At 51.7% G+C, this 22773-nt stretch carries 21 protein-coding genes; 15 read left to right on the top strand and 6 right to left on the bottom strand.

Annotated features, from left to right (window positions below; translation table 11 throughout):
- Window positions 1-22: 22 nt before the first annotated feature.
- The gene (locus NSQ73_RS27595; RefSeq protein WP_340989061.1) at window positions 23-1732 is read left to right on the top strand and encodes a methyl-accepting chemotaxis protein; all 1710 of its coding nucleotides are present in this window, start codon (window positions 23-25) and stop codon (window positions 1730-1732) included.
- A gap of 279 nt (window positions 1733-2011) precedes the next feature.
- Complete coding sequence (locus NSQ73_RS27590) at window positions 2012-3097, top strand: hypothetical protein (RefSeq protein ID WP_340989060.1); 1086 nt, start codon at window positions 2012-2014, stop codon at window positions 3095-3097.
- A gap of 331 nt (window positions 3098-3428) precedes the next feature.
- On the opposite strand, the gene qoxD is transcribed toward NSQ73_RS27590, so the two are convergent.
- From qoxD to qoxA, 4 genes are read right to left on the bottom strand one after another with little or no spacing between them, the layout of a single operon-like run.
- Entirely contained in the window at window positions 3429-3722 is a 294-nt protein-coding gene (qoxD, locus tag NSQ73_RS27585; RefSeq protein ID WP_039302907.1) for a cytochrome aa3 quinol oxidase subunit IV, read from the bottom strand.
- A 1-nt stretch (window position 3723) separates the two neighbouring features.
- Window positions 3724-4320, bottom strand: coding sequence for a cytochrome aa3 quinol oxidase subunit III (qoxC, locus tag NSQ73_RS27580; RefSeq protein ID WP_042133881.1), 597 nt, complete (start codon window positions 4318-4320; stop codon window positions 3724-3726).
- Window positions 4317-6266, bottom strand: coding sequence for a cytochrome aa3 quinol oxidase subunit I (gene qoxB, locus NSQ73_RS27575; protein ID WP_171720564.1), 1950 nt, complete (start codon window positions 6264-6266; stop codon window positions 4317-4319). Before qoxB ends, qoxC begins: the two co-directional genes overlap by 4 nt.
- Before the next feature lie 43 nt (window positions 6267-6309).
- Window positions 6310-7326 carry a cytochrome aa3 quinol oxidase subunit II gene (gene qoxA, locus NSQ73_RS27570; protein WP_340989058.1) on the bottom strand — a complete coding sequence of 339 codons (1017 nt, stop codon included), beginning with the start codon at window positions 7324-7326 and terminating at the stop codon, window positions 6310-6312.
- Window positions 7327-7829: 503 nt separating this feature from the next.
- Between qoxA and NSQ73_RS27565 the strand changes: the two genes are divergently transcribed.
- From NSQ73_RS27565 to NSQ73_RS27535, 7 genes are all read left to right on the top strand, one after another.
- Window positions 7830-8969 (top strand): polysaccharide deacetylase, encoded by a 1140-nt coding sequence (locus NSQ73_RS27565; protein WP_340989057.1) that lies wholly within the window; start codon window positions 7830-7832, stop codon window positions 8967-8969.
- 567 nt (window positions 8970-9536) lie between these two features.
- Window positions 9537-9785 (top strand): hypothetical protein, encoded by a 249-nt coding sequence (locus NSQ73_RS27560; RefSeq protein ID WP_340989055.1) that lies wholly within the window; start codon window positions 9537-9539, stop codon window positions 9783-9785.
- Window positions 9786-9965: 180 nt separating this feature from the next.
- Window positions 9966-11066 (top strand): agmatine deiminase, encoded by a 1101-nt coding sequence (gene aguA, locus NSQ73_RS27555; protein ID WP_076247379.1) that lies wholly within the window; start codon window positions 9966-9968, stop codon window positions 11064-11066.
- Between the two features lie 253 nt (window positions 11067-11319).
- Window positions 11320-11709 (top strand): GntR family transcriptional regulator, encoded by a 390-nt coding sequence (locus NSQ73_RS27550; RefSeq protein WP_042133893.1) that lies wholly within the window; start codon window positions 11320-11322, stop codon window positions 11707-11709.
- Entirely contained in the window at window positions 11702-12604 is a 903-nt protein-coding gene (locus NSQ73_RS27545; RefSeq protein ID WP_340989054.1) for an ABC transporter ATP-binding protein, read from the top strand. The genes NSQ73_RS27550 and NSQ73_RS27545 overlap by 8 nt, the downstream gene beginning before the upstream one ends.
- Window positions 12579-14585 carry a DUF6449 domain-containing protein gene (locus tag NSQ73_RS27540; RefSeq protein ID WP_340989052.1) on the top strand — a complete coding sequence of 669 codons (2007 nt, stop codon included), beginning with the start codon at window positions 12579-12581 and terminating at the stop codon, window positions 14583-14585. Before NSQ73_RS27545 ends, NSQ73_RS27540 begins: the two co-directional genes overlap by 26 nt.
- A gap of 276 nt (window positions 14586-14861) precedes the next feature.
- Window positions 14862-15383: a mismatch-specific DNA-glycosylase gene (locus NSQ73_RS27535; RefSeq protein WP_340989051.1), complete on the top strand. Its 522-nt coding sequence runs from the start codon at window positions 14862-14864 to the stop codon at window positions 15381-15383.
- 370 nt (window positions 15384-15753) lie between these two features.
- Here the strand turns inward: NSQ73_RS27535 and NSQ73_RS27530 are convergent, their stop codons facing one another.
- On the bottom strand, window positions 15754-16713 hold the full coding sequence (locus NSQ73_RS27530; protein ID WP_171720677.1) for an MraY family glycosyltransferase: 960 nt from the start codon (window positions 16711-16713) through the stop codon (window positions 15754-15756).
- Between the two features lie 98 nt (window positions 16714-16811).
- Between NSQ73_RS27530 and NSQ73_RS27525 the strand changes: the two genes are divergently transcribed.
- Together NSQ73_RS27525 and NSQ73_RS27520 are read left to right on the top strand one after the other, a co-directional pair.
- The gene (locus NSQ73_RS27525) at window positions 16812-17495 is read left to right on the top strand and encodes a YjjG family noncanonical pyrimidine nucleotidase (RefSeq protein ID WP_340989049.1); all 684 of its coding nucleotides are present in this window, start codon (window positions 16812-16814) and stop codon (window positions 17493-17495) included.
- 147 nt (window positions 17496-17642) lie between these two features.
- Complete coding sequence (locus tag NSQ73_RS27520; RefSeq protein ID WP_340989048.1) at window positions 17643-18314, top strand: stalk domain-containing protein; 672 nt, start codon at window positions 17643-17645, stop codon at window positions 18312-18314.
- A gap of 198 nt (window positions 18315-18512) precedes the next feature.
- Here NSQ73_RS27520 and NSQ73_RS27515 read toward each other — a convergent pair whose 3' ends face one another.
- Entirely contained in the window at window positions 18513-19496 is a 984-nt protein-coding gene (locus tag NSQ73_RS27515; RefSeq protein ID WP_340989047.1) for a ring-cleaving dioxygenase, read from the bottom strand.
- Window positions 19497-19688: 192 nt separating this feature from the next.
- Between NSQ73_RS27515 and NSQ73_RS27510 the strand changes: the two genes are divergently transcribed.
- The 4 genes from NSQ73_RS27510 to NSQ73_RS27495 all read left to right on the top strand — a co-directional run bounded on the left by NSQ73_RS27510 (window position 19689) and on the right by NSQ73_RS27495 (window position 22761).
- Window positions 19689-20528: an AAC(3) family N-acetyltransferase gene (locus NSQ73_RS27510; protein WP_340989046.1), complete on the top strand. Its 840-nt coding sequence runs from the start codon at window positions 19689-19691 to the stop codon at window positions 20526-20528.
- An 88-nt stretch (window positions 20529-20616) separates the two neighbouring features.
- Window positions 20617-21549 carry a manganese-dependent inorganic pyrophosphatase gene (locus NSQ73_RS27505; protein WP_042133906.1) on the top strand — a complete coding sequence of 311 codons (933 nt, stop codon included), beginning with the start codon at window positions 20617-20619 and terminating at the stop codon, window positions 21547-21549.
- Window positions 21550-21717: 168 nt separating this feature from the next.
- Entirely contained in the window at window positions 21718-22293 is a 576-nt protein-coding gene (locus NSQ73_RS27500) for a hypothetical protein (protein WP_336103547.1), read from the top strand.
- Window positions 22294-22323: 30 nt separating this feature from the next.
- Entirely contained in the window at window positions 22324-22761 is a 438-nt protein-coding gene (locus NSQ73_RS27495; protein WP_340989045.1) for an RrF2 family transcriptional regulator, read from the top strand.
- The last annotated feature ends 12 nt before the right edge of the window (window positions 22762-22773 follow it).

The following is a 22773-nucleotide window of genomic DNA, read 5'->3' as shown; positions in this document are numbered from 1 at the left end:
CGAGAAGGCGGGATTATAAGAAATGAGACATCTGAAGATTAAGCATAAAATGACTTTGCTGATTGCAGTGATTGTAGTGTTACTCATAGGCATTGGGACGACAGGCATTATGACCACCAGCAGAATGGCGGACAGGTCCCAGGAGACATACGAACAGAATTTGCTGCCGATTTATCTCATTACGGAGATCCGCGGGAATAACCGGGCGATCGAATCTTTTCTGCTGGAGGATCTCATTACCAGGGATGCTGCCAAGAGTCAGGAGCTTAAGGCGGCTATTGAAACGAATATCACTACGAACAATGAACTTTTAGAACAGCTCAAGACGGTTGAGTTCAGCAATGACAAAATCGCGGCCAATATCAACGAATATCTGCTCCTTCTGCCCGACTACCGCTCCCAGCGTGATAATATCATCCATCTTGCCGACAATAAACTGAATGATGAGGGTTATCAGGTTTTCTCGGGTGGAGCGTTCAGTGAATCGCGCCGGACGATGGTTAACCTGCTGGAGGATACTGCGGCCCTGCTTGTACAGGATTCATCCGCGCATAATGAGGATACTGTAGCAAGCGCCAAGAGCTCCATCACTTTAAGCGGCATTCTGATTACTATTGCCTGGGTTCTGAGTATTGTGATCAGCATCATGATTACCCGGTTGATTACGAAACCGCTCAAGGAACTGCAGCAGCTGATGAAGCGGGCAGAGGAGGGGGATTTGACTGCTGCCGCCTCCTATCAGTCGAAGGATGAAATCGGCCAGATTAACACTTCGTTTAATACAATGCTGGAAGGCCTCCAGAATATGATGCGCGGAGTTTCCGAGAGTGCCGAGATTCTGTCGGCTTCCTCAGAGGAGATGAGCGCCAGCGCAGAACAGACGGCGCATGCTTCCCAGATGATCGCCGAGACCTCAAGTGAAATCGCTGCCGGATTCGATGTGCAGGCCGAGAGCATCGCACGTACCGCCCGGTCAGTCCGGACGATGACGTATGATATTACCGAGGCCCGGCACAGCGGCAATGAAATGAACGGTCTGATGGCACAGGCTGCCTCATCAACGGACCGGGGCGTCGAAGCGGTTGAACGGATTCTGGCCCAAATGCGGGAGATCGACTCCAGTGTATCGGCAAGCCAGAGTATTGTCGGCAGTCTGGGCAGCCTGTCCGAAGAAATCAACACGATCATCACAACCATCAATGACATTGCTACCCAGACTAATCTGCTGTCACTGAATGCCTCGATTGAAGCGGCCAGAGCGGGAGAGCATGGGCGGGGCTTCGCTGTCGTTGCGGGTGAAATCCGCAAGCTTGCGGAAGCTACCGGAAGAAGCTCGCTGCAGATTACGGAGATTATTACCCATATCCGCCAGCAGACTGAAAGCGCAGTGGAATCCATGGAGCTGGGCTCCGGGATTGTCTCCCATGGCGTAGCACAGAGCGAAGTGGTCTCCGCCGCATTTACTGAGATACAGACCTCTATTCAAGCAGCCAGCGAGCAGATGGAATTGATTACGGAGGTTATCGGACATGTCGCCCAGGAATCGGAGGGCGTAGCCCAGGCGATGGCTGAGGTGGATGAAATCTCGCGTAAAGGCGCCGGTGATGTTCAGGACACAAGCGCAGCGAGTGAGCAGCAGCTAACCGCGATGGGGGAGATGTCTTCCTCTGCCCAGTACCTCGCCACATTGGCCGAGGATCTGCAGAAGCATCTGGCCCGGTTCAAGCTATAGGAAGTACTGAAGCCTTGTTCGGCTAAAGATAGCAGGGAGTTTCCTGTTATATGCAGCTTAACAAGGCTTTTTTTGAATGAATAAGGTCATCCGGCCCTACGACAACAGGCAGCTTCCTGCAACATACGGCTTTCTGCTCACGTCTTTAATGATACCGGGAGAGTAGCTCCGGAGTATTGCTAAGGAAACGGAAGGGCATCTTGAGCGCGATTCCATGATTCCATGATTGGATGATCATTCCAGGAAGTGAACCTGAATTCAAAGGAGGCGATTCACAGGATGAGGACCCCAATATTCAAACTGGCCCTAGTTCCGGTATTATTGAGCACACTTATTGCCTGCAGTGCAGGTCAGGACGGAAATAATGCCACGGCTGAACCCGTCAAATCTGCCGAACCAACCCGGGAAGCAGCCGGGCCTGGGGTAACGGCGGGGGAGATCAGGCATTATGAGAATATAATTATTTCTGACTGGATGGATGAGGATACGGTTGTAGTGTCCAAGGAGAACGACAAGTTAGGTAAAATGAGTCTGGAGGAGCTCGCGGATTCATTGCCCAAAAGCCTGTACTTCTACCACCTGGATACCAAAGAATTTGAATTGATCAAGGAACAGGAAAATGTGTTTCTGGGAGACGCTGTATTGTCATCCGATCACAAGCATCTGCTGTATAGTGAATTCTCATTAGGAGATCCGGTCTACTATGTGATGGATTTAGGGTCAAAGAAGACCTTCAGCATCACAGGCGATGACATTGCAGGAGCTATGAGCGCCCGGTGGGCTGATGATGACACTGTTATAGGACCTGCATACAGCGGCGGTGCTTTTACAGCAAATACCTCCGGTAAGATCGCTGCGGTAGAGGGGCTTAGCGGTGAAGGACTGATTGTTGTCCGGCAAATCAAAGATAAGATTTATTACACCTCCAATTCCGGCGAATCGCTGCAAACCTTCGATCTGAATACCAAGGAAAAAGCCACCTTGAAAATTGACCGTGTCGGCAGCGTAATTCCTTCACCGGGCGGAGATCAGCTGCTGGTCCAGCAATATAAGGATTCCGCACAAGCGCTGCTCCTCACTGATACAGACGGGGGAAATCAGAAGATTATCGTGGAAGGCGCGGAGCTTGGCGGTATCTCCTGGTCGCCGGACCAGCGGATGATTGCCTACAGCATGTCCGCTGACGGGGACGGTACGGCCTCTACTGCTCTTTATGTCTACGATCTGGAATCGGGTAAGTCTGTCAAGGTTGCAGATGGTACAGGGAATCTGACGACCTCCTGGAGCCCTTCGGGCAAACAGCTTGCGTATACCGAATGGAGCGGGGATGAGAGCAGCAGCAGTGTGGTGCAGTTGCAGGATTAGTGATTATTTACTGAGAGCATCTGAGATAGCTAGATAATAACAAAAAGCGCAAAGGATCGGAGGGGGATTTTGGAACTGTAGGAGCGGTAGCGTCCGCCTTTGTCTACGGATTTCGACCGCCAAGAAGCGGTATCAATCCAAGAAATCTGTAGACGGGCAGCGGCCGGAAGTCCAAATATTCACCGTAGTGACGATTGAGCTTTTAGTTAATGCTTTAAGTTAATATTTAAAATACAGTCTAGCCAAAAAAAGCGGCCCGTCCCGGAACATACCGGAAACGGACCGCTTTTATTATGCTGCGTGGAAGGGACGTTCCCGCCCCTCATAAAGTTTAAGAGTACCAGCCCCACACGAAGATGAACAGGGTTCCGAAGATGGTAACCAGACCCACGAACAGTGCATAGGCGATGTTGATGTACAGCTCTTTCTTGGAGTCGGCCGATTCCCCGATGTGCATGAATACAAACAGCTGCAGAGAAGCCTGGATAAGCGCTGTAATCAGCAGCACGGCCATATTGGCCCCGGAGGAGAGATCTCCGTAGATGACAATCAGCGCAGCGGCAGAAAGGACCAGAGAGGCCAGATAACCCATCACATGGCGAATTGGGAACAGTTGCTTCATCATGTCACATCAGTCCTTTCAGGTAGACGAAGCTGAAGATAAAGATCCAGACAACGTCCAGGAAATGCCAGAACAGGGAGAAGATAAAAGCCTTGTTGGCGGTGGCCGGTGTGATGCCGTGGCGCCACAGCTGAATCATGATTCCCGCTCCCCACAGGAAGCCGAAGCTGACGTGGGCACCATGCGTTCCGAGCAGTACGAACAGACTGGAGAGGAAACCGCTGGTTTGCAGGGTCGCACCCTCATGCACGTAAGTGAAGAACTCGTCAATTTCAATGCCGATAAAGCCGAGACCCATAAGCAGCGTGATGGCCATGAAGACCATCATCGCTTTCTTATAGCCATGCCGCATGGCATGGATAGCCAGGCCGATCGTGAAGGAGCTCGACAGCAGCAGGAAGGTCTCGATCAGCACAGGGCCGATTTTGAACAGCTCGCTGGCGCTCGGTCCGCTGGCAAAGCGGTTGACCATTACGAAATATACTGTAAACAATGTAGCGAAGAGAGGGATTTCAGCTCCGAGAAAGACCCAGAAGCCGAAGATCTTGTTACTGTTCTCTTCCGTTGAATATTCGAGCGGCTTGGACGCATCTATTTTCATACAGTCTCACCCCGCTTCAATTTCTTTTCTGTAGCGATAACCTCTTCAGCCGAAATATAGTAGCCGTGATCCCGGTCGAAGGACATGAAGGCCAGCATGACAATGACACCGATACCTGAGAGGATGGCCGGAATCCATAAGCTGAATACCAGGGAGAATCCCAGGATGAAGAAGATCACGCCCAGAATGAACGGCTTGCCGGTATTGCTAGGCATATGGATCTTGGTGATTTTTTTGTCGTCATAGAGCGGGATATTGTCCTGCTTCGCGGACCACAAGGCATCACGGGTCTGCACAGTAGGGACAATTGCGAAGTTGTAGATCGGCATCGGGCTATGCGTAGCCCATTCGAGTGTCCGTCCATCCCATGGATCACTTGTTGTGTCTCTAGGCATATAACGTGTGCTCCAGTAAATATTGTAGACCAGCAGCAGGAATCCGATAGCCAGCCCGACTGCCCCTACGAAGGACAGCATATTCAGCGGGCCAAAGCCTGATTCCTCGGAATAGGTATACGTCCGGCGTGTCATTCCCATCAGACCCAGGAAGAACAGCGGGAAGAAGGTTACGTTGAAGGAAATCACGATCCACCAGAAGGAATGCTTACCGAGCCGTTCATTAAGGCGGAAGCCGAACACTTTAGGGAACCAGTAATGGAACCCGGCGATGACGGCGAACACGGCACCCGGAATGAGCACATAGTGGAAATGCGCCACAAGGAACATCGTGTTGTGATACTGGTAATCGGCACTGGCCATTGCGAGCATGACACCCGTTACCCCGCCGATGGTGAAAATCGGAATAAAGGCGAGTGTATACAGCATTGGCGTTGTGAAGGTAATCCTGCCTTTTCGCAGGGTGAACAGCCAGTTAAATATCTTAACCCCTGTAGGAACGGCAATGGCCATCGTGGTAATCGAGAAGAAGCTGTTGACCATGGCGCCTTGACCCATCGTATAGAAATGGTGAGCCCATACGAGGAAGGACAGGAGCGAGATAATCAGCATACTGAATACCATTGAGGTATATCCGTACAGGTTCTTTTTGGAGAAGGTGGCGATAATTTCGCTATAAATACCGAAGGCCGGCAGAATAACGATATAGACCTCCGGATGACCCCATACCCAGAACAGATTGGCCCAGAGCATATCCATCCCGCCGTTGGCCATCGTGAAGAACTGGGAGCCGAACAGGCGGTCGAACATCATCAGCGCAAGCGCGACAGTAAGTACCGGGAAGGCGAAGACGATAATGACGTTGGTGATGAGTACGGACCAGGTGAACATCGGCATCTTCATCAGCTTCATGCCCGGTGCGCGCATCTTGAGAATCGTTACGATAAAGTTGACCCCTGTAATCAGCGTCCCGATACCGGAAATCTGCAGAGCCAGAGAGTAGTAGTTGTTACCGACCGTCGGGCTGAATTCGAGACTCGCCAGCGGGAAGTAGGCTGACCATCCGGCATCCGGCGATCCGCCGATAACGAAGGAAATGTTCAGCAGCATGGCCCCCATGAAGAAGAGCCAGAAGCTGACGGCGTTAAGCCGCGGGAACGCGACGTCACGCGCGCCGATCTGCAGCGGAATGATCACATTCATCAGACCGATGATGAATGGCATGGCCATGAACAGGATCATGATTAGGCCATGCGTGGTAAATACCTCATTGTAATGCTGGGCATCAAGGAATTTCATTTCTGGCGCTGCCGTCTGCAGGCGCATCATCATCGCGTCCACACCGCCGCGGAACAGCATGAGCAGCGCCGCGAGGATATACATGACACCAATTTTTTTGTGATCTACAGTAGTAAGCCATTCACGCCAGAGGTATCCCCATTTCTTGAAATAGGTAAGCCCGACGAGAATCCCGATGGTGGCAAGTGCAATGCTGACCATGGCTCCGTATATCAAGGGTTCGCCGTGAACCTTAAATTTGTCTAAATCCATTAGGGTGGCTCCTTTCAGTGTGTTACGTTAAGCTCTTGCAGAGCTAGTGGCCATCATGAGTCTCGGCATCTACGGGTGAGCTTGGCAGCGGCTGTTCGACTTCCGGATCAGGTTCGCTGTCAAATTCGGTTCCGCTGGACGGCTCAGGAGAAGGGTGGATCTCTTTGTTATCCTGATGCTCTTCACTGCCGTTGTCCATATCCATCTCACTTCCGTCACCACTCATGTGCTCACTGTGGTCTCCAGGGGGAGGACTGAACTCCAAATGGGTCGAGGAATAGGTTTTGCGTCCGAGGAAGTCCGTGGCGAGCAGGCCTTTGAATTCATCCTCTGTAAGCTCTGGCGCGGTTTCCTTGACGTCGTTCACCCATTCGTCATAATCCTTGTTGCTCATAACAAGAGCTTCAAATTCCATGTGGGCAAAGCCTTTACCGCTGAAGTTGGCATTCTTTCCGATATAAGAGCCTTCGGTATCAGCAGAAAGGTGAAGCGTGGTGAGCATGTCGCTCATGGCGTACTTTTGTCCGGCAAGTTGTGGAATCCATAAGCTGGTAATGGTGCCGAATGAGTACATTCTGAATTCAACTGCACGATGCACAGGCATATTCACGTAGTTAACCGTTTCAATGCCTTCCTCCGGATAGCTGAAATGCCATTTCCAGTTGGAGGATGATGCGTAAATGACCAGCGGTGTCTGATCTTTGTAATCCGCGGCCACGTTCTCAACCTCGGTAGTTGTCTTGACGGTTACTACTGACAAGAAGGCGACGATAATGATCGGGATAATAATCCAGATCGCTTCAAGTACCTTGTTGCCCTCCTCGTGTTCAGGAATATAACCCTCGTTACTCTTCTTCGCCCGGTATTTCACCAGTACAAAGATATATAAGATGTAGACAACTGCCAGAACACTAAGCATTACAACAATGGAGAGAATGATGGTGTCCGATAACGTCCTTGCAGACGGCCCCTTCGGGTTCAGAACAGCGATCGAGCTGCATCCCGGCAGGAGAAGGATCAGGCTTAGAAACAAAGCGTATAACGGTCCCTTTTTTTTCATATAGAACTCCTTCCTTCAATACTACTTTTCATTCGCCGTTCATTAACGGTCTTACTACTTAACCTGTATCTATAGTAAGAACTACTTACCCATAATGCAAAATACATATTTTGTATATTAAGCTAAAAAAGGCCTTAAAAATGGCGAACAAGTTAAATATGTGTGATCAAATTGTTACAACTACTTAAAGGTATGATAAAGATCACTGTAGTGGCGCAGTTTAAGCTGATTTTAAGGTTGTTCAAACTTTGTTCAAGATTGCACAATTGTTATTAATTTTGTCACATTTATTTTGGGTCAAAAAGATGTGATTTAACCGCATATTGCTTGCTGTGACAGCATTCGACGCGAATTGTCGTATTTCAGAAAAAAAGCTGAATAATCATTTTCTCATTGCAAAAAGGGTAACAATATTTTAGCTTGCGGTTACAATCTCTCAAATTACGTTATATCTATGTGTGATAAAGTAATAGACAAATATACATAGATTGGAGATTGCTGCTGTGCCCATTAAAAAAATAATGCTGTTATTCTTCTCTTTATTCCTGATTACGGGTCTTGTACAGATCCCTGCTAACGCTGAAGGTAAGACTAATGTACTAAAGCTCGGGATCAACGATAAATTGAGCGGTATAGAAGCCGTGTCTGTAAAAGGCACTTATTATGTCCCGCTGCGTGCTCTGGCCGATGAATTAAAATGGACGCTTACCGGCCTGACTGACGGAGTTCTGGTGTCTGGCGGCTCCGGGTCGCTGACCTTACAGGGTGATGCCGGTGCTGTGCTCAAAGATGGTACAGTGGTGCCTGTGAGCACTTTTTTGCAGGACGGTAAACTTATGGTTCCGCTGAAAGTAAGCGGGTATCTTGGGTATATCATATCCTTTGCGGGGGATAAATATTTACTCCGGGTGAAGGACGGCTCGGCGGGACTTACGGATGACGCCTTTGTCACCAAGTATGCAGCAGAGCTGAAGCCGAAGGAAACAGTGCCTGCGGCTCCTGCGCCATCCGCTGAACCCGGCAAGCCGGGACAAACCGTGTATCTTACTTTTGATGACGGCCCGTCGGCGACGACTTCCCAGCTGCTGGATATCTTAAGCAAGTATGAGGTGCAGGCAACCTTCTTCATGCTGGGAAATAATATGAACAAATATCCTTCGCAGGTGAAGCGGATTGTGAAGGAGGACTACGGCCTGGGGCTTCATGGCATGACACACCGCAAGGAGAAATTCTATGCTTCTCCGGCTGCGGCACTGGCAGAGATGTCAGGCGATAATGCTGTCCTCAAGAAGCTGACGGGTGCTACTACAACGCTAATCCGGCCGCCTTATGGAAGCAAGCCCTATTTCACCAAGTCTTTCCGGGATATGGTACTGGGTCAGGGCTATCATCTCTGGGACTGGAATGTGGATTCGAATGACTGGAAGTACAAAGAGGACAGTGACAAGATCTACAATACAGTAATGGAGCAGGTTCGCACGCTGAAGAAGTCGAAGACTAATCCGGTTATTCTGATGCATGATCAGAAGGCTACGCTCAAGGTGCTGCCGCGTCTGCTAGAAGCGCTTAAGGAGGAAGGCTACACCTTCCAGGTCATTACGAAGGATATGGAGCCGGTGAATTTCTGGAAGGATAAACGGTGATCAGAAGGATTTGAATGCAAAAGAGTAAGCTGCGGGAGGTTTACGGCGGCTTGCTCTTTTTTTGCGGCTTGTACAGGGAAATATGGAAACAACCCTTGTGAAAAGTGAAAGGGTGAATAGGGCTAGGTTGCCAGACAGCCAAATCGCCAAACTGGCCAAACCACCAAACCGCAATTGCGAAAATCCTGCACGAAATACAACAATCGGTGGCGCTGAAGCGTCGATCTGGTGGAAATCTTGTACAAAATACAACAATCGGTACCGCTGAAGCGTCAATCTGGTGGAAATCCTGCAGAAAGTACAACAATTCTGGATATGGCCCGCCGAATCGCCGGAAATCCTGCATAAAGTACAACAATGCAGGTTCGCGCCGGCTGAATCAGCGGCCAGATGTGTTAGCACGAGAGTAACGGAGGCGCTACTTGTCATTGCTGCGGATCAGAGCGTTCAACAGCACATCTGTTTCTATGATCATCTTAGGTGGGGCTCTCGATGGCGCCTGTCATGTCTTCGGTCATCCGGGTCGTTCCTTAAGACAAGGTGGGCATAGCTTCGGGGGTAACCAATATGGCAAAGTCGCTGGGAAGTGTGCTCGGCGTGGCGGTTATCGTAACCGTGCTGCAGCATAATACAGCCGGGCAGTTGAGAGCAGCGAGCTCCGCTAACATACGGGTGATACCTGGAGCGGATGTGCAGCAGCAGGCTGCCGCAGATGCTTTCAGCCAGACTTATAAGTTCGCAAGTTACCTGATCCTGCCCGGCATCGCCGCAGCTTTATTCAGTGATGAACGCAGACAGCGGCGGGGCAGCGTTTGATAATTAGCGTGTCGTATCTCTACAGCTGTTTGTTTGCGAAACTGGACAGTGATTATTTTGTTCACCGGTGTTCCGAATCGTAGCAATAAGTCCCGGCCCCGCATAAATTGGAACAGGACGAGATGCCGGGCAGCGTTCTCTGCGGTCCCCCATCCTGTTCAAGTGCCGGGAGGGATGCTTATGCCACGCAGAATTACCAGTACACCCAGACAAGACGGCTACCGTATGCCCGGAGAATTCGAGCCGCATCAGGGGACATGGATGCTCTGGCCGACCCGGACGGACACTTGGCGGCTGGGGGCGAAGCCGGCGCAGGCTGCTTTTGCCAGAGTGGCGGCAGCGATTGCGGAGTTTGAGCCTGTAACGATAGGCACCATCAGTGCCCAATATGAGCATGTCCGGGCACTTGTGCCACCGCAGGTACGTGTGGTGGAGATCTCCTCGAACGATGCGTGGATGCGGGATATCGGCCCGACCTTTGTAGTGAACAGCAGCGGCGGGGTAAGGGGAATTGACTGGGGGTTCAACGCCTGGGGCGGACTGGACGGAGGGCTGTATTTTCCCTGGGACCAGGATCTGCTGGTGAAGCGGAAGGTGCTGGAGATCGAGAAGCTGGACTATTATGACCTGCGGCATTTCATCCTTGAGGGCGGAGCTGTTCATGTGGATGGAGAGGGTACGCTGATAACGACTGAGCAGTGTCTGCTGCATAAGAACCGCAACCCTCATCTGTCCAAAAGGCAGATCGGGGGTTACTTGCGCGATACGCTGAACGTAGACAAGATTATCTGGCTGCCCAGAGGAATGAGCGATGATGAGACGGACGGGCATATTGATGAGGTGGCCGCTTTTGTGAAGCCGGGCGTAGTGGTGATGAGCTGGACGGACGACCGGGAAGATCCGCAATATGAGGTGCTGCACGAAGCCTATTCACGGCTCATCCGGCAGAGGGATGCCCGCGGGCGCAAACTGGAGGTTCACCGGCTGCACATCCCGGAGCGGCTGATCATTACAGATGAAGAGGCGGGATGGATCGACCCGGCCAGCGGCAGCTACAGCCGTGCCTCAGGTACAACATTCGCTGCGACTTATGTGAATTTCTATATCTGCAATGGCGGAGTGGTAATGCCGGCATTCGGGGACAGGCGGGATGGGGAGGCGCTGGAGACCGTGCAGCAGTTATTCACAGACCGCACGGTGGTGCAGGTCAATACCCGTGAGATCGCCTTGGGCGGCGGGAATATTCACTGTATTACCCAGCAGCAGCCCCGGGGCTGGTAGTTTTGTACTTGACCTGCACCGGGCTCGAAACGGGCCGGCATATCGTCTAACCCGGGTCCTCTTGTGGCCCGGGTTCTTTTTGTGCATGGAGTGAAACTTGTTTACCCGGCCGACTCGCTGGAAAAGCGCTGGTTAAGGTTCAATCAATGCTTGTATGTTAATGATTGACATATGCCCATGACTGTATTAATAATAGTAGTACAGTTAATACACCCTGGCATCCTGTGAAACATCATATGAAAGGAGGACTGTCATGTTCGAACTCGATGTACGCAGCCGCAAGCCGATCTATGAACAGCTGACCGGTAAGGTCAAAGAGATGATTATGCATGGTATTCTGCAGGCGGATGAACAGCTGCCTTCAGTGAGGGCTTTATCCTCGCAGCTTACGGTGAACCCCAATACGATCCAGAAAGCCTATAGGGAGCTGGAGCGGGAAGGTTACATCTATTCACTGCAGGGCAAAGGCAATTTCGTAGCCCCGCTTCAGCACGGACAGAATGAGAGTAAACGGGCAGAGCTGAAGGAAGAGCTGCTGCGGCTGATGGCAGAGGCAGTCTATCTCGGATTCACGGAGAGTGAGATGAGTGCGCTGTACCGCCAGGCGCTGGATAAGAGAAGAGAGGAGAACAGCCATGATTGAGATACGCGGAGTGAGCAAGATTTTCCAGGAGGAAAAGGCTGTTGACGACATTTCGCTGACTGTACATAAAGGCGCCATTTACGGCTTGCTGGGCTCCAACGGAGCCGGTAAAACAACGCTGCTGAAGACGCTCGCCGGTATCTATCGTCCTGAAACAGGGAGTGTCAAGATAGACGGCCAGCCGGTGTTCGAAGCTCCTGAGGTGAAGCGCAGGCTGATCTTCATGCCGGACAGTCCTTATTTCTTCCCGCAGGCAACTATCAGAAGTATGGCGGCATTCTACCGTTCCATCTATCCGGAATGGAGCCAGAAGAGGTACGAGGAGCTCGGGACGGCGTTCCGGCTGGATACCCGGCGCAAGCTCAGCCGTTTCTCCAAAGGAATGCAGCGCCAAGCCGCCTTCTGGCTGGCCCTCAGCTGCAAGCCGGATGTGCTGATTATGGACGAGCCAATTGACGGGCTGGACCCGGTCATGCGCAGGCAGATCAAGAATCTGCTGTTCCAGGAGGTGGCCGAGCGGGAGCTGACCGTGCTGATCTCCTCGCATAACCTGCGGGAAATCGAAGATCTATGCGACCATGTCGGCATTATGCATGAAGGCCGGATGCTGGTGGAGAAGGATCTGGATGATCTGAAGGCGGACACGCATAAGATCCAGGTGGCCTTCCGCGATGAACGCCATGCGGCGGCGCTGGAGGCCAAGCTGCAGATTCTCCACCAGGAGCAGCGGGGGAGTGTCAGCCTGTATATTGTAAAAGGCGACCGGGAGCGGATCGCCCAGGCTTTTCATGTCTACGAGCCTTATGTGTTCGATCTGCTGCCGCTGACGCTGGAGGAAATCTTTATTTATGAAATGGGGGATGCCGGTTATGACGCGCAGCCGATACTTCTTTAACAGCAGCATTATCCGCCAGAATCTGCGCCAGCACGGCTGGATCGGAATTCTATATACACTGGTACTGTTGTTCATATTCCCGCTGCAGATACTCATGAACGGCTATCGTTTTACGGAGCCGATGGAGATACCGGACCTTTTTAACATTGGCATAGATATTGCACCTTTCCTTGTTGCTTTTCCTGTTGGAGCCGGCTTATTCCTGTTCCGTTATCTGCAGTCCAAAATGCCTTCCGACCTGTGGCACAGCCTGCCGCTGCGGCGCTCGCATCTGCTGGCTTCCCATACGCTGAGCGGTTTGCTCCTGCTGCTTCCGCCTGTCTGGATTACGGCTGCGGTTGCGGCTATCATCCGTCCGCTGGACGGCATCATGTATATCTACAACGCAGCCGATGTCTGGGAATGGTGCCTGACCGTCAGCCTGCTGACGCTGTTTCTATTTGTGTTCACGGTATTTGTAGGCATTTGCACGGGACAGACCATTCTCCAGGGAATCCTGATCTTCATCCTGCTGATTCTTCCCGCTGCACTCCTGCAATTCATCGACCTCCATCTGAACAGATATCTCTACGGGTATCCGGAATGGTCCGGCTTGCAGAATATCCTGAATAACTGGGCACCGCTGCTGCGTATTATGGACCTGTCCGTGGAGCCTTTAACTAGTGTGGAAACGTGGGTCTATGCCTTTTTATCCGCTGTGTTCATGGTGCTGTCCTTCCTGCTGTACCGTAAACGCCACGGGGAAAAAGCCGGTCAGGCTCTTGCCTTCTCCTACTTCAATCCGCTGTTCAAAGCCGGTGTGATGCTGTGCAGTATGCTGCTGGCCAGCCTTTACTTCGGTACCGGGCGGAATCAGCTTGGCTGGATCATCGGCAGTGTCTTTATCGGAGGGCTGGTTGGTTATATTGTAGTAGAGATGATTCTCCGTAAAACCTGGCATATCATGAACCGCAGGCTGCCGCTTGAATTCGCGGTGTACAGCGTGCTGCTCGGTCTGCTGCTCTACATCCCCGTGTCAGGGTTAACCGGGTATGAAGACAGGGTGCCACAGGTTGATAAAGTGACTGCGGTATATGCCGGGGGGAATTACGAGTTCTTAACCCAGGATCCACCACAAGGGATTAACGGCATTAAGGAACCGGAGGAAGAGATCCTATCCACGGATCCGCGGTACATTGAAGCTGTCACTGCGCTGCATCATGCGATTGTTACTTTGAGGCCGGATCCCGGGAATGCGCCGAGTTATGATTATACGGGTAACCGGCAGTTCACCCTGGTATATAAGCTGGAGAGCGGGCGGAAGCTGATGCGGACCTACAATGTTCCGGCCAAGGGTTTCGAGCCGGAACTGAAAGCCATAATGGAGAATGCGGACTTTAAGCGCGTGAAATATGTTCTGTCCATGCTGGACCGGAATGTAGACAGCTTCAGACTGAGTAATCTGGATAAGGCGGTCAGTATTTCTGACCGGCAGGAGGTTCAGGAGCTTAAGGAGATTCTGAAGCGGGAAGTATTGAATATGTCCTATGAAGATCAGGTTTCCGGTCAGCTTGAGCGGGCATCCATTGAGTTAGTCAATAAACCGGATTCAACAGGTTATCAGCGCTATTATTCTTATCCGTGGTATCCTTCATACCATGAATTGGGGACCTGGCTGGAACAGAAGGGCTATGCTAATAAAGTTAAAGCAACAGCAAAGGACGTATTGTCGGCTGTAATTTTCAAAGATTACAACAAGGATGGAATGGCTTCAGCGCTTCGTGGCAATATTGAACGGCGTTTGAATCTGGCCCGCAATGAGGAACGTTCAGTCACGGTTAAAGATAAGACACTTATTGATGATATTCTGGAGCACCGTCAGAATGTCACCGGACAAGATGGCAGGTACGTGGTGAAGATAGAGTACAAAATTGGAATGACGAGTTACATCTCAATAGACGAACAAGACGTAACGCCAGCGCTAAAGGCCCTTCTACCATAGTCATCTTGTCTATTAAAGCAATGTCAGATTAATGCCCCCGTATCCGGTGATGTTTCCCGGGCGGGGGCATTGTTCTGCCGCATCCATGGAATGAACAGCGGTTGAGGCTGCCGCTTTCGGGATGGATATTCTTGATTCTGCCCGAAGCGTGCCGGAAGAGGAAATGAGGTTCAGATAATGAGGCGCTTGCGTGTCTTAAGCCTCTGCTTTGGGTTATGCTTATATAAAGTAAGTATAATGAATCACATGGTGCTGCCGTGTAAGGAGGGAACTTTAATGGAAGAGGTACCGGATCATCTGGATCATGGACTGCAGATCGTCTTCATAGGATTTAACCCCAGCATCCGTTCCGGAGAGCTGGGTCACCACTATGCCAATCCGCGCAATAACTTCTGGCGCATCCTGCATAAGTCCGGTCTGACGCCGCGGCTGTATGATACCTCGGAGGACGGCGAATTGCTGAAGCTGGGCTACGGGTTCACGAACATTGTCGCCCGCCCCACGGTAGGCGCTGAAGATATTACCCGGGAGGAATACACACAGGGCCGGGAGCTGCTCCGTGCCAAGCTGGAGCAATACCGTCCGGAAATCGCCTGCTTTGTCGGCAAAGGCGTATACACGGAGTTCAGCCGCAGAACCAAAGCGGACTGGGGATTTCAGGAGGGGGTGACGCCGGTGGTCGATGGTGTGCGGGAGTTTGTCGCGCCTTCGTCCAGCGGACTTGTCCGGATGCCGATGCCGGAGATCTTGGATATTTACCGGCGTCTGCATGATTTTACGGAAGAGAAAGAGACTTGAGGCAAGGGCCGCCATATACTTGATTCGTAGTTTCCGCAGAATGGGGACTTCTAAGGAAGCCCTGTAGACCTGAAAGTTGTACGTTGTGCAACTTTGATTCATTGAGAGCAAGGTATTCAGGCGGATTGTTGTATGAAATACAAGAATAATCCTGCTAAGCCGCTTGAGAAAGGCTAAATCATGCCTTTTGTACAACAATGCTGGATTTAGGCCGATAGGATGAAGGGAATGTTGTATTATGGGCAGGATTTTATAAAAGTCACCAGATCTTTGCCCCGGAAAGCGTATAAGCGTATAAGCGGATTAATCGAACAATTGCAGTGAACTGAGCCTAAACAAAAGCCCCCTCGAACCGAGGGGGCTTAAACACTTAGATCTGAATCAGCAGCAGAATAATCGATGATAACGACAGGCAGACGCTGACTAGATACAGCACAGCAACGACCTGTTTCTGGTTCAGGCCGGCTTTGAGCAGGCGGTAATGAACCTGGGTGGCGTCGGCCTGATAGATGGCCTGGCCCTTGAGGAACCTTTTGACGACAACAAAAATATTATCGAAGATCGGCACGCCGAGCGCAAGAATCGGGATGCACAGGGACAGCACCGTTGCCTGCTTGAAGGCACCGTCGAGCGCAATCACGGCCAGAATGAAGCCGAGGAAGGTGGCACCGGCGTCACCCATGAAGATTTTGGCGGGAGCCTTGTTGTAGCGCAGATACGCGACTGTGACCCCGATAAGCGACATCGCCATGATGGCCGACGAAGATTGTCCCATGGTAATGGCGACTACGAACAGGGTTACTGCCGAGATCGCCGTCAGTCCTCCTGCCAGGCCATCCATGCCGTCAGAGAAATTAATCACCGTGGTGACGCCGAATATCCAGATAATCGTCAGCAGGAACTGCAGAATGAACGGCAGTGAGATATAATCTCCTGAGAAGGGATTGATGAATCCCGTGAAGGCATTGCCTGAGAAAAAGACGAGAATCGCTGCGGCGATCTGAACAATGAATTTCGGAAGCGCCGGGAAGTCCTTGCCTTTGGTTTTGTACCAGTCATCAATGGTTCCTATAGTCAGCAGCAGCACGCCGCCGATGAACAGGGCCAGCGTCTCCAGTGAGAAATCCCGGGCAAACAGCAGATATGTAATAAAGAAGCCTACGAATATGGCATAGCTGGCCGTGAGCGGAATCGGCTCCCTATGTATTTTGCGTTCTACATCTTCCCTGGGCCTGTCCACAAAATCAAGCCGGAAAGCGAGCTTACCAAGAGGGGGAATCAGCAGATAAACGATAAAAAATGACACGAGAAACGCTAAAACGTATAAAATGACAATCACCCCGTTGATTTATTTAGGCTGGTCTGAGTAAATTATATCGCAGAAGGTTATACGTTGTCGAACCGGCAAACGAGATGGAGGGAATTATTTTGAAATACGAATGTATTTTATTTGATGCTGATGATACGCTGTTTGATTACGGGATGGCGGAGAGCCATGCCTTGTACCACGCCTTTGCCCATTTTGGCCTGCCGACAGGGGCGGAGGACTATGCCGCCAGCTACAAAGCAATTAACCATTCGCTATGGAAGGATTTCGAGCAGGGGCGGATTACCTCTGCCGCGCTGCGGGTGGAGCGGTTCAACCGGCTGTTTGCCGCACATAGCCTTGAGCTTAAGCCGGATGAATTCAGCGAAGCTTATCTGCGGTTCCTCGGTGAAGGCACGTTCCTGATTCAAGGCGCGATAGAGCTGTGCGGAGAGCTTGCCGGATGCAGACTGGCGATTATTACGAATGGAATCAAGGATGTGCAGCAATCCAGAATCAAGGGTTCGCCGCTGAGCGAGGTGTTCGAGGCGATTATTATCTCTGAGGAGACCGGGTATCAGAAGCCGGAGACGGGGATTTTTGATTATGCTTTTGAGCGGCTTGGTATTTCTGATAAAAGTAAGGTGCTGATTGTCGGTGACTCCCTGACCTCGGATATTCAGGGCGGGATCAATTATGGCATCGATACCTGCTGGTTCAATCCGCTGGAGAAGCCGGGAGATCCGGGTGTGCTGCCTACCTATGAAATCCGCAGTTTAGATGAGCTGCTAGAGATTGTGCGCTAGGGTGAGTTTTGTGTCAGTCGGGTGAAGCGGAGCGCTAATCCTTCTTGAACTTGGCTTCCGGGAGGTTGAAAGATTCTCCCCTGTGTTAAATATATAAGGACGCTATATTCGTCCTATATTGATAACAACACACGGGAGAGGATTACTATGAATAAAAAATGGCTGATTGCCGCCGTTGTCACCGGACTTACGGTAACCGGCTCGGCAGGAGTCTATGCAGGCGCCAAGCTGCAGCAGATCAAAGCCTATCTCAACCACAGTCTCGGGATTGTGGTGGATGGCACTCCTTACTGGCTGAAGGACGGCAACGGCAAAACTCTAACGCCAATCACCTACGAAGGAACCACTTACCTGCCCATCCGTTCGATCGCGGATGCGCTGGATGTGCCGATAACTTATGATGCCGCGAATTATAAAGTGCGGATCGGTACCGGCAGCGAGGTTGCCCCTTCACCGGGAACCTCCGCCGGCGGCGGGACTACAGCTCCGGTAGAGGGTACTGCCCGGCCGGTTAATCTGCCGAAGGATTTCCCGATTCCGGCCGATGCCCTGATTGCGACTACCCTTGATACGGATGCTAACGGCGTGAAAAAGGTAGCCTTCAGCTACTCCACGCAGGAAACGCTGGACATGATGGGATTCGTATACAGTGAATATGTGCGGATTAAGCGGCTCGATAATGCCTCTGAGACCGTATCCGCCAGCACGGTCAAAATTACCGGCAGACTCGGTGGTACAAGCCCGGTATCGATCACTGGTAAAGCTTCGACTGCCCGGCCGGGCTTCAATATCTTCACCGTTACCTGGTCAGAGAGCTGACGGAGTAAGAATGCCGTCATACAGCCGTATACAGACTCAAAACTCCGGACCGCTTGTCGGCCCGGAGTTTTTGCTGGGATGCTGCAGATTCAGGAGGTGCCTGGTACACGGACTTCTGCACCCGGAGACCCTGATTGTCCACTGTCCGTGGGTCCTCTAAGAAGGATAGATGCTGTGCCCGCCAGCCGGGCAGAAGCCTTAAGCCTGCTGCCGGGTATCCAGCGGCTTCAAATGGGCTTCGATCTGTGCACGTTTCGACTCCAGGAACGGCGGCAGGGCCAGTGATTCCCCGAGATGCTCCACCTCTTCATCGGTGGCGAATCCCGGTCCATCCGTAGCCAGCTCGAACAGAATTCCATTCGGCTCGCGGAAATACAGGGAGCGGAAGTAGAAGCGGTCGACGAATCCGGAATTGGGCAGCTGCACGGTGCGGATACGTTCGATCCACAGCTTGAGCTCTTCTTCGTTATCCACGCGGAAGGCGACATGGTGTACACCGCCCCGTCCGAGGCGCTCCTGCGGCAGATCCTTGCGTTCCTCCAGATGAATCTCGGTGCCGGACCCGCCTTCTCCGGTCTCGAACACGATGACATCCGGCTGTCCGGTTACCGGCGAAGGATAAGTGCCTGCGCGGCGGAAGCCGAGCAGATCTTCCAGAATCAGTGCCGTATGTTCAGCTGTCTCCACTGTGAGATGTGCCGGGCCCAGTCCAACAATGGCATATTCCGCCGGTACGGGGCTCTTGTCCCAGGGCTTGCCACCGGCCATGCCCTGATTATGCTCATCTGAGACGAGGATGAGGCGCTGTCCCTCGTGGTCGGTGAAGGCCAGCGTCTTGCGGCCGCCGCGTTCGGTAATCTCATCGTGCTCTACACCAAACACCGTGAACCGCTGGGTCCAGAAGAGCAGCGCATCATCACTTGGTACACGGAGTGAAAGTGCAGAGATGCTGTTGTTGCCGTCGCGGTTGCGTCCGGCGTTCGGCAGCTCGAAGAAGGTGAGCTCCGTACCCGGATTCCCGGTCTCATCACCATAGAACAGGTGATAGACAGAGACATCATCCTGGTTTACTGTTTTTTTGATCAGGCGGAGTCCGAGCACTTCTGTATAGAATTTGTAGTTTTCCGGTGCTTTGGCTGTAATGGCGGATACATGATGAAGCCCTTTTAATGTTAAACTCATGGGAAGACCTCCTAATAAAGTTTTGCCGCTTCGTAAGCAGCAGCTATAATTTTGTGACCTTAAGCGGATGTATTTGAACGTGCTGGATACTTAATGAGTATTTTTAAGTTACTATAATTTTAATAGTTAGTAAGAATAAATGCAAGATGTATTTTATAATCCTATATAGTATCCAAGAAAGCGGGGGTAAACATGCATACCCAATCAAGTCTGCTACGGCAGCTGGAGAACCTGCGAATCGATCCGCGCGGAACGCTGCTGGTCCATTCCTCCTATAAAAGCATCGGTGAAGTAGAAGGAGGGGCAGACACCGTTCTGAATGCGCTCTCCGAATATATGAAGGAAGGGCTGCTTGTCCTGCCGGCACATACCTGGTCATATATTAACGGGGCGAACCCGAGGTTCTCTGTTCTGGAGTCACCCGTCTGTGTCGGCATCCTGCCGGAGCTGTTCCGTAAGCGGCCGGGTGTGATGCGCTCCTGGCATCCGACCCACTCTGTAGCTGCGCTTGGAGCGGACGCGGCGGCCTTCACTGCCGGAGACCAGCGCTGGGATACGCCCTGCGCGCGAGGCTCGGTCTACGGTAAGCTGCTGGACCGCAAGGCAGAGATTATGCTGCTGGGTGTGGATCTGCGGAGGAATACTTTCATCCATGGCATTGAAGAGTGGGTGGATATCCCCGGCAGAATGACGGACGGGCATGAACTGCTCTACACTGTGACACCTGAAGGGGAGGAAATCGCTGTTCCTTCACGCAGACATTCCGGGCTGTCCTGGTCGCAGCATTTCTGGAAAGTGGAGCCTGTGCTGGAGGAAGGCGGCGCTCTGCGCCGGGGGAGCTTCGGGGATGCCGGAGTCATGATCTGCGGAACCGTGGATACCACGGATATCCTGAGCCGCATGCTGGCGGACAATCCGGATTTGTTCTCGGACAATGAACCGCTAAGCGGAGGGGATGTGCCTGAAGCATTACCCAAGACGAAGCCGGGAATTCCGCAGCACCGGCCAGCCCGGGAGCGCTCCCGCCCTTAATCCGGGACCGGGCATCTGTTCATTCTGGCAAGGCTCTATCAATGTATGGTATATTATTCTCACAAAAAACAAAGTAAGGAGATTGGAAATGACAAAAACTTTGATCTTTGGACACAAAAACCCGGATACAGATACCATCTGTTCAGCAATTGCTTATGCAGCACTCAAGAAGGAACTGGGCTGGGATGCCGAGCCGGTCCGGCTGGGAGAAGTCAGCGGCGAAACCCAATATGCGCTTGATCACTTCGGGGTTCCGGCACCGCGCCACGTGGAGAATGTTGCCGCTGAAGCGAAGCAGGTTATTCTCGTTGACCATAACGAACGCCAGCAAAGTGCGAATGATATCGATCAGGTCCGTGTGGTTGAAGTTATCGACCATCACCGGATTGCCAACTTTGAAACCGCTCATCCGCTGTACTATCGTGCAGAGCCGGTAGGCTGCACTGCAACAATCCTGAACAAGCTGTACAAAGAGAATGGTGTAGCCATTCCGAAGGACATCGCCGGTCTGATGCTCTCCGCTATCATTTCCGACTCCCTGCTGTTCAAATCGCCGACCTGCACAGATGAAGATGTTGCCGCTGCCCGTGAGCTGGCTGACATTGCTGGTGTAGACGCTGACAGCTATGGCCTTGCCATGCTCAAAGCGGGTGCGGACTTAAGCGACAAGAGTATTGCCCAGCTGATCTCCCTGGATGCCAAGGAATTCAAAATGGGTGAATACAAAGTGGAGATCGCCCAGGTCAATGCGGTAGATGTGAACGATGTGCTCTCCAAGCAGGCGGAGCTGGAAACAGCCCTTACCGCGATTATCGACGACAAGGGACTTGATCTGTTCCTGTTCGTAGTTACCGATATCCTGAACAACGATTCGGTTGGACTGGCTCTGGGCCGCGTGGCAGGTGCTGTGGAGCAGGCTTACAATGTGAAGCTGGACGACAACAAAGCTGTGCTGAAGGGTGTAGTTTCCCGCAAATCGCAGATCGTACCGGTGCTGACCGAAACGATTGCCAAGCTGTAACAGGCACGCCCGGAACTCATCCGGAACAGTGAATAATCCATAATTTTACATAAAACCGGCTGCAGCATTCTTAACAGGATGAAGCAACCGGTTTTATTTTACAATTGACAGCAACTCCTTCCGGTTTGGCGGGTATAATCAGCATAGGAATATTTGAGGGGGACGGGAATGATGGGGAAGATACGTAAGCTGGCGGTGTCCACACTTGGACTGATGATTATCTCAGGAGGAACTTTGCTGTATGCTGCTGCGGGCAAAACGGATCTCTCTGTATACATAAATAACGTGCTTCAAAAGCAGCCGGGGATATCATCGGAAGGCCAGACCTATGTGCCGCTGGACCAGCTTCCTGACAATATGCATGCGATCCTGTCTCTGGACGAGTCGGCGGGGACGGTCCGTATCTATAAGCCCAATGTGAACACGGTGCTGCTTGATGAAAAGGGTACCATTTTCGGCAAAGTAAGAACCGCATCCAGCAGCACGTTCTACACCCTGGTGCAGGTGGATCAGCTGAAAACGGATGTTTCCGATTTGAAAATAACAATTACTGACCCGGCCGGCAAAACGGATACCGTGGACAATCAGCAGATTACGGAGAAGAAGGAGAGCTTCTGGTTCAAGTCGGCGGCGTATAATTACACCTTCACGGAGAAGGGCAGCTATACGATCCAGGTCTATTTGAAAGACACTGCATCCAAGAAATGGTTCATCGTTTCCGAACTGCAGATATCGACCACTTAAGGTCTTCATCATGAAGGAGGAGCGGGGAATATGGCAAAAACACGAAACAGCGGAGCTCCCCAATATAAGTCGTTTGGTCTTGTGCTGCAGGCATTGGTGATTCTCGCGAAAAAAGGTAGTACCTGTTCCAGCTGCGAAATCGCCGGATTGCTGTCGTCTGAAGCCACACTGTTGAGGCGCCTTATGGCTAATCTGACCCGTGAGCAGATTCTGGTAACCCGCGAGGGGCGTGACGGAGGATATCTGCTTAACCGGGCGCCGGAAGAGTTGACGCTTGCTGAGATTTATCAGGCTATGGAGGCAGGAGAAGGACGCGATAATGGTCATAGTGATACAATATGTGTAAATGCATTGGGGACACAAATGAAGGTAGCCTATGGTGAATTGCTGGACGAGCTGGACCAGAGTGCGCTAAGAGTTCTGGAACGTTATACGCTGGCCGATATGGTGCGCAAAACGGAAGATTGACAGGGTGCTTTT

Origin of the sequence: Paenibacillus sp. FSL R10-2736 (genome assembly GCF_038000245.1) — a bacterium.
Lineage (GTDB): Bacteria > Bacillota > Bacilli > Paenibacillales > Paenibacillaceae > Paenibacillus_AQ > Paenibacillus_AQ phytohabitans.
This window is presented reverse-complemented; position numbering and strand designations above follow the sequence as displayed.

Excerpts from the sequence above, each read along its gene's own strand:
- NSQ73_RS27495 (WP_340989045.1), top strand. The coding sequence starts at position 22,324 with ATGGCAAAAACACGAAACAGCGGAGCTCCCCAATATAAGTCGTTTGGT.
- NSQ73_RS27505 (WP_042133906.1), top strand. The coding sequence starts at position 20,617 with ATGACAAAAACTTTGATCTTTGGACACAAAAACCCGGATACAGATACC.
- qoxA (WP_340989058.1), bottom strand. The coding sequence starts at position 7,326 with ATGAAAAAAAAGGGACCGTTATACGCTTTGTTTCTAAGCCTGATCCTT.
- NSQ73_RS27545 (WP_340989054.1), top strand. The coding sequence starts at position 11,702 with ATGATTGAGATACGCGGAGTGAGCAAGATTTTCCAGGAGGAAAAGGCT.
- NSQ73_RS27515 (WP_340989047.1), bottom strand. The coding sequence starts at position 19,496 with ATGAGTTTAACATTAAAAGGGCTTCATCATGTATCCGCCATTACAGCC.
- NSQ73_RS27590 (WP_340989060.1), top strand. The coding sequence starts at position 2,012 with ATGAGGACCCCAATATTCAAACTGGCCCTAGTTCCGGTATTATTGAGC.
- qoxC (WP_042133881.1), bottom strand. The coding sequence starts at position 4,320 with ATGAAAATAGATGCGTCCAAGCCGCTCGAATATTCAACGGAAGAGAAC.
- qoxB (WP_171720564.1), bottom strand. The coding sequence starts at position 6,266 with ATGGATTTAGACAAATTTAAGGTTCACGGCGAACCCTTGATATACGGA.
- NSQ73_RS27520 (WP_340989048.1), top strand. The coding sequence starts at position 17,643 with ATGAATAAAAAATGGCTGATTGCCGCCGTTGTCACCGGACTTACGGTA.
- NSQ73_RS27560 (WP_340989055.1), top strand. The coding sequence starts at position 9,537 with ATGGCAAAGTCGCTGGGAAGTGTGCTCGGCGTGGCGGTTATCGTAACC.
- NSQ73_RS27500 (WP_336103547.1), top strand. The coding sequence starts at position 21,718 with ATGATGGGGAAGATACGTAAGCTGGCGGTGTCCACACTTGGACTGATG.
- NSQ73_RS27535 (WP_340989051.1), top strand. The coding sequence starts at position 14,862 with ATGGAAGAGGTACCGGATCATCTGGATCATGGACTGCAGATCGTCTTC.
- NSQ73_RS27540 (WP_340989052.1), top strand. The coding sequence starts at position 12,579 with ATGACGCGCAGCCGATACTTCTTTAACAGCAGCATTATCCGCCAGAAT.
- NSQ73_RS27550 (WP_042133893.1), top strand. The coding sequence starts at position 11,320 with ATGTTCGAACTCGATGTACGCAGCCGCAAGCCGATCTATGAACAGCTG.
- NSQ73_RS27595 (WP_340989061.1), top strand. The coding sequence starts at position 23 with ATGAGACATCTGAAGATTAAGCATAAAATGACTTTGCTGATTGCAGTG.
- aguA (WP_076247379.1), top strand. The coding sequence starts at position 9,966 with ATGCCACGCAGAATTACCAGTACACCCAGACAAGACGGCTACCGTATG.
- NSQ73_RS27510 (WP_340989046.1), top strand. The coding sequence starts at position 19,689 with ATGCATACCCAATCAAGTCTGCTACGGCAGCTGGAGAACCTGCGAATC.
- qoxD (WP_039302907.1), bottom strand. The coding sequence starts at position 3,722 with ATGATGAAGCAACTGTTCCCAATTCGCCATGTGATGGGTTATCTGGCC.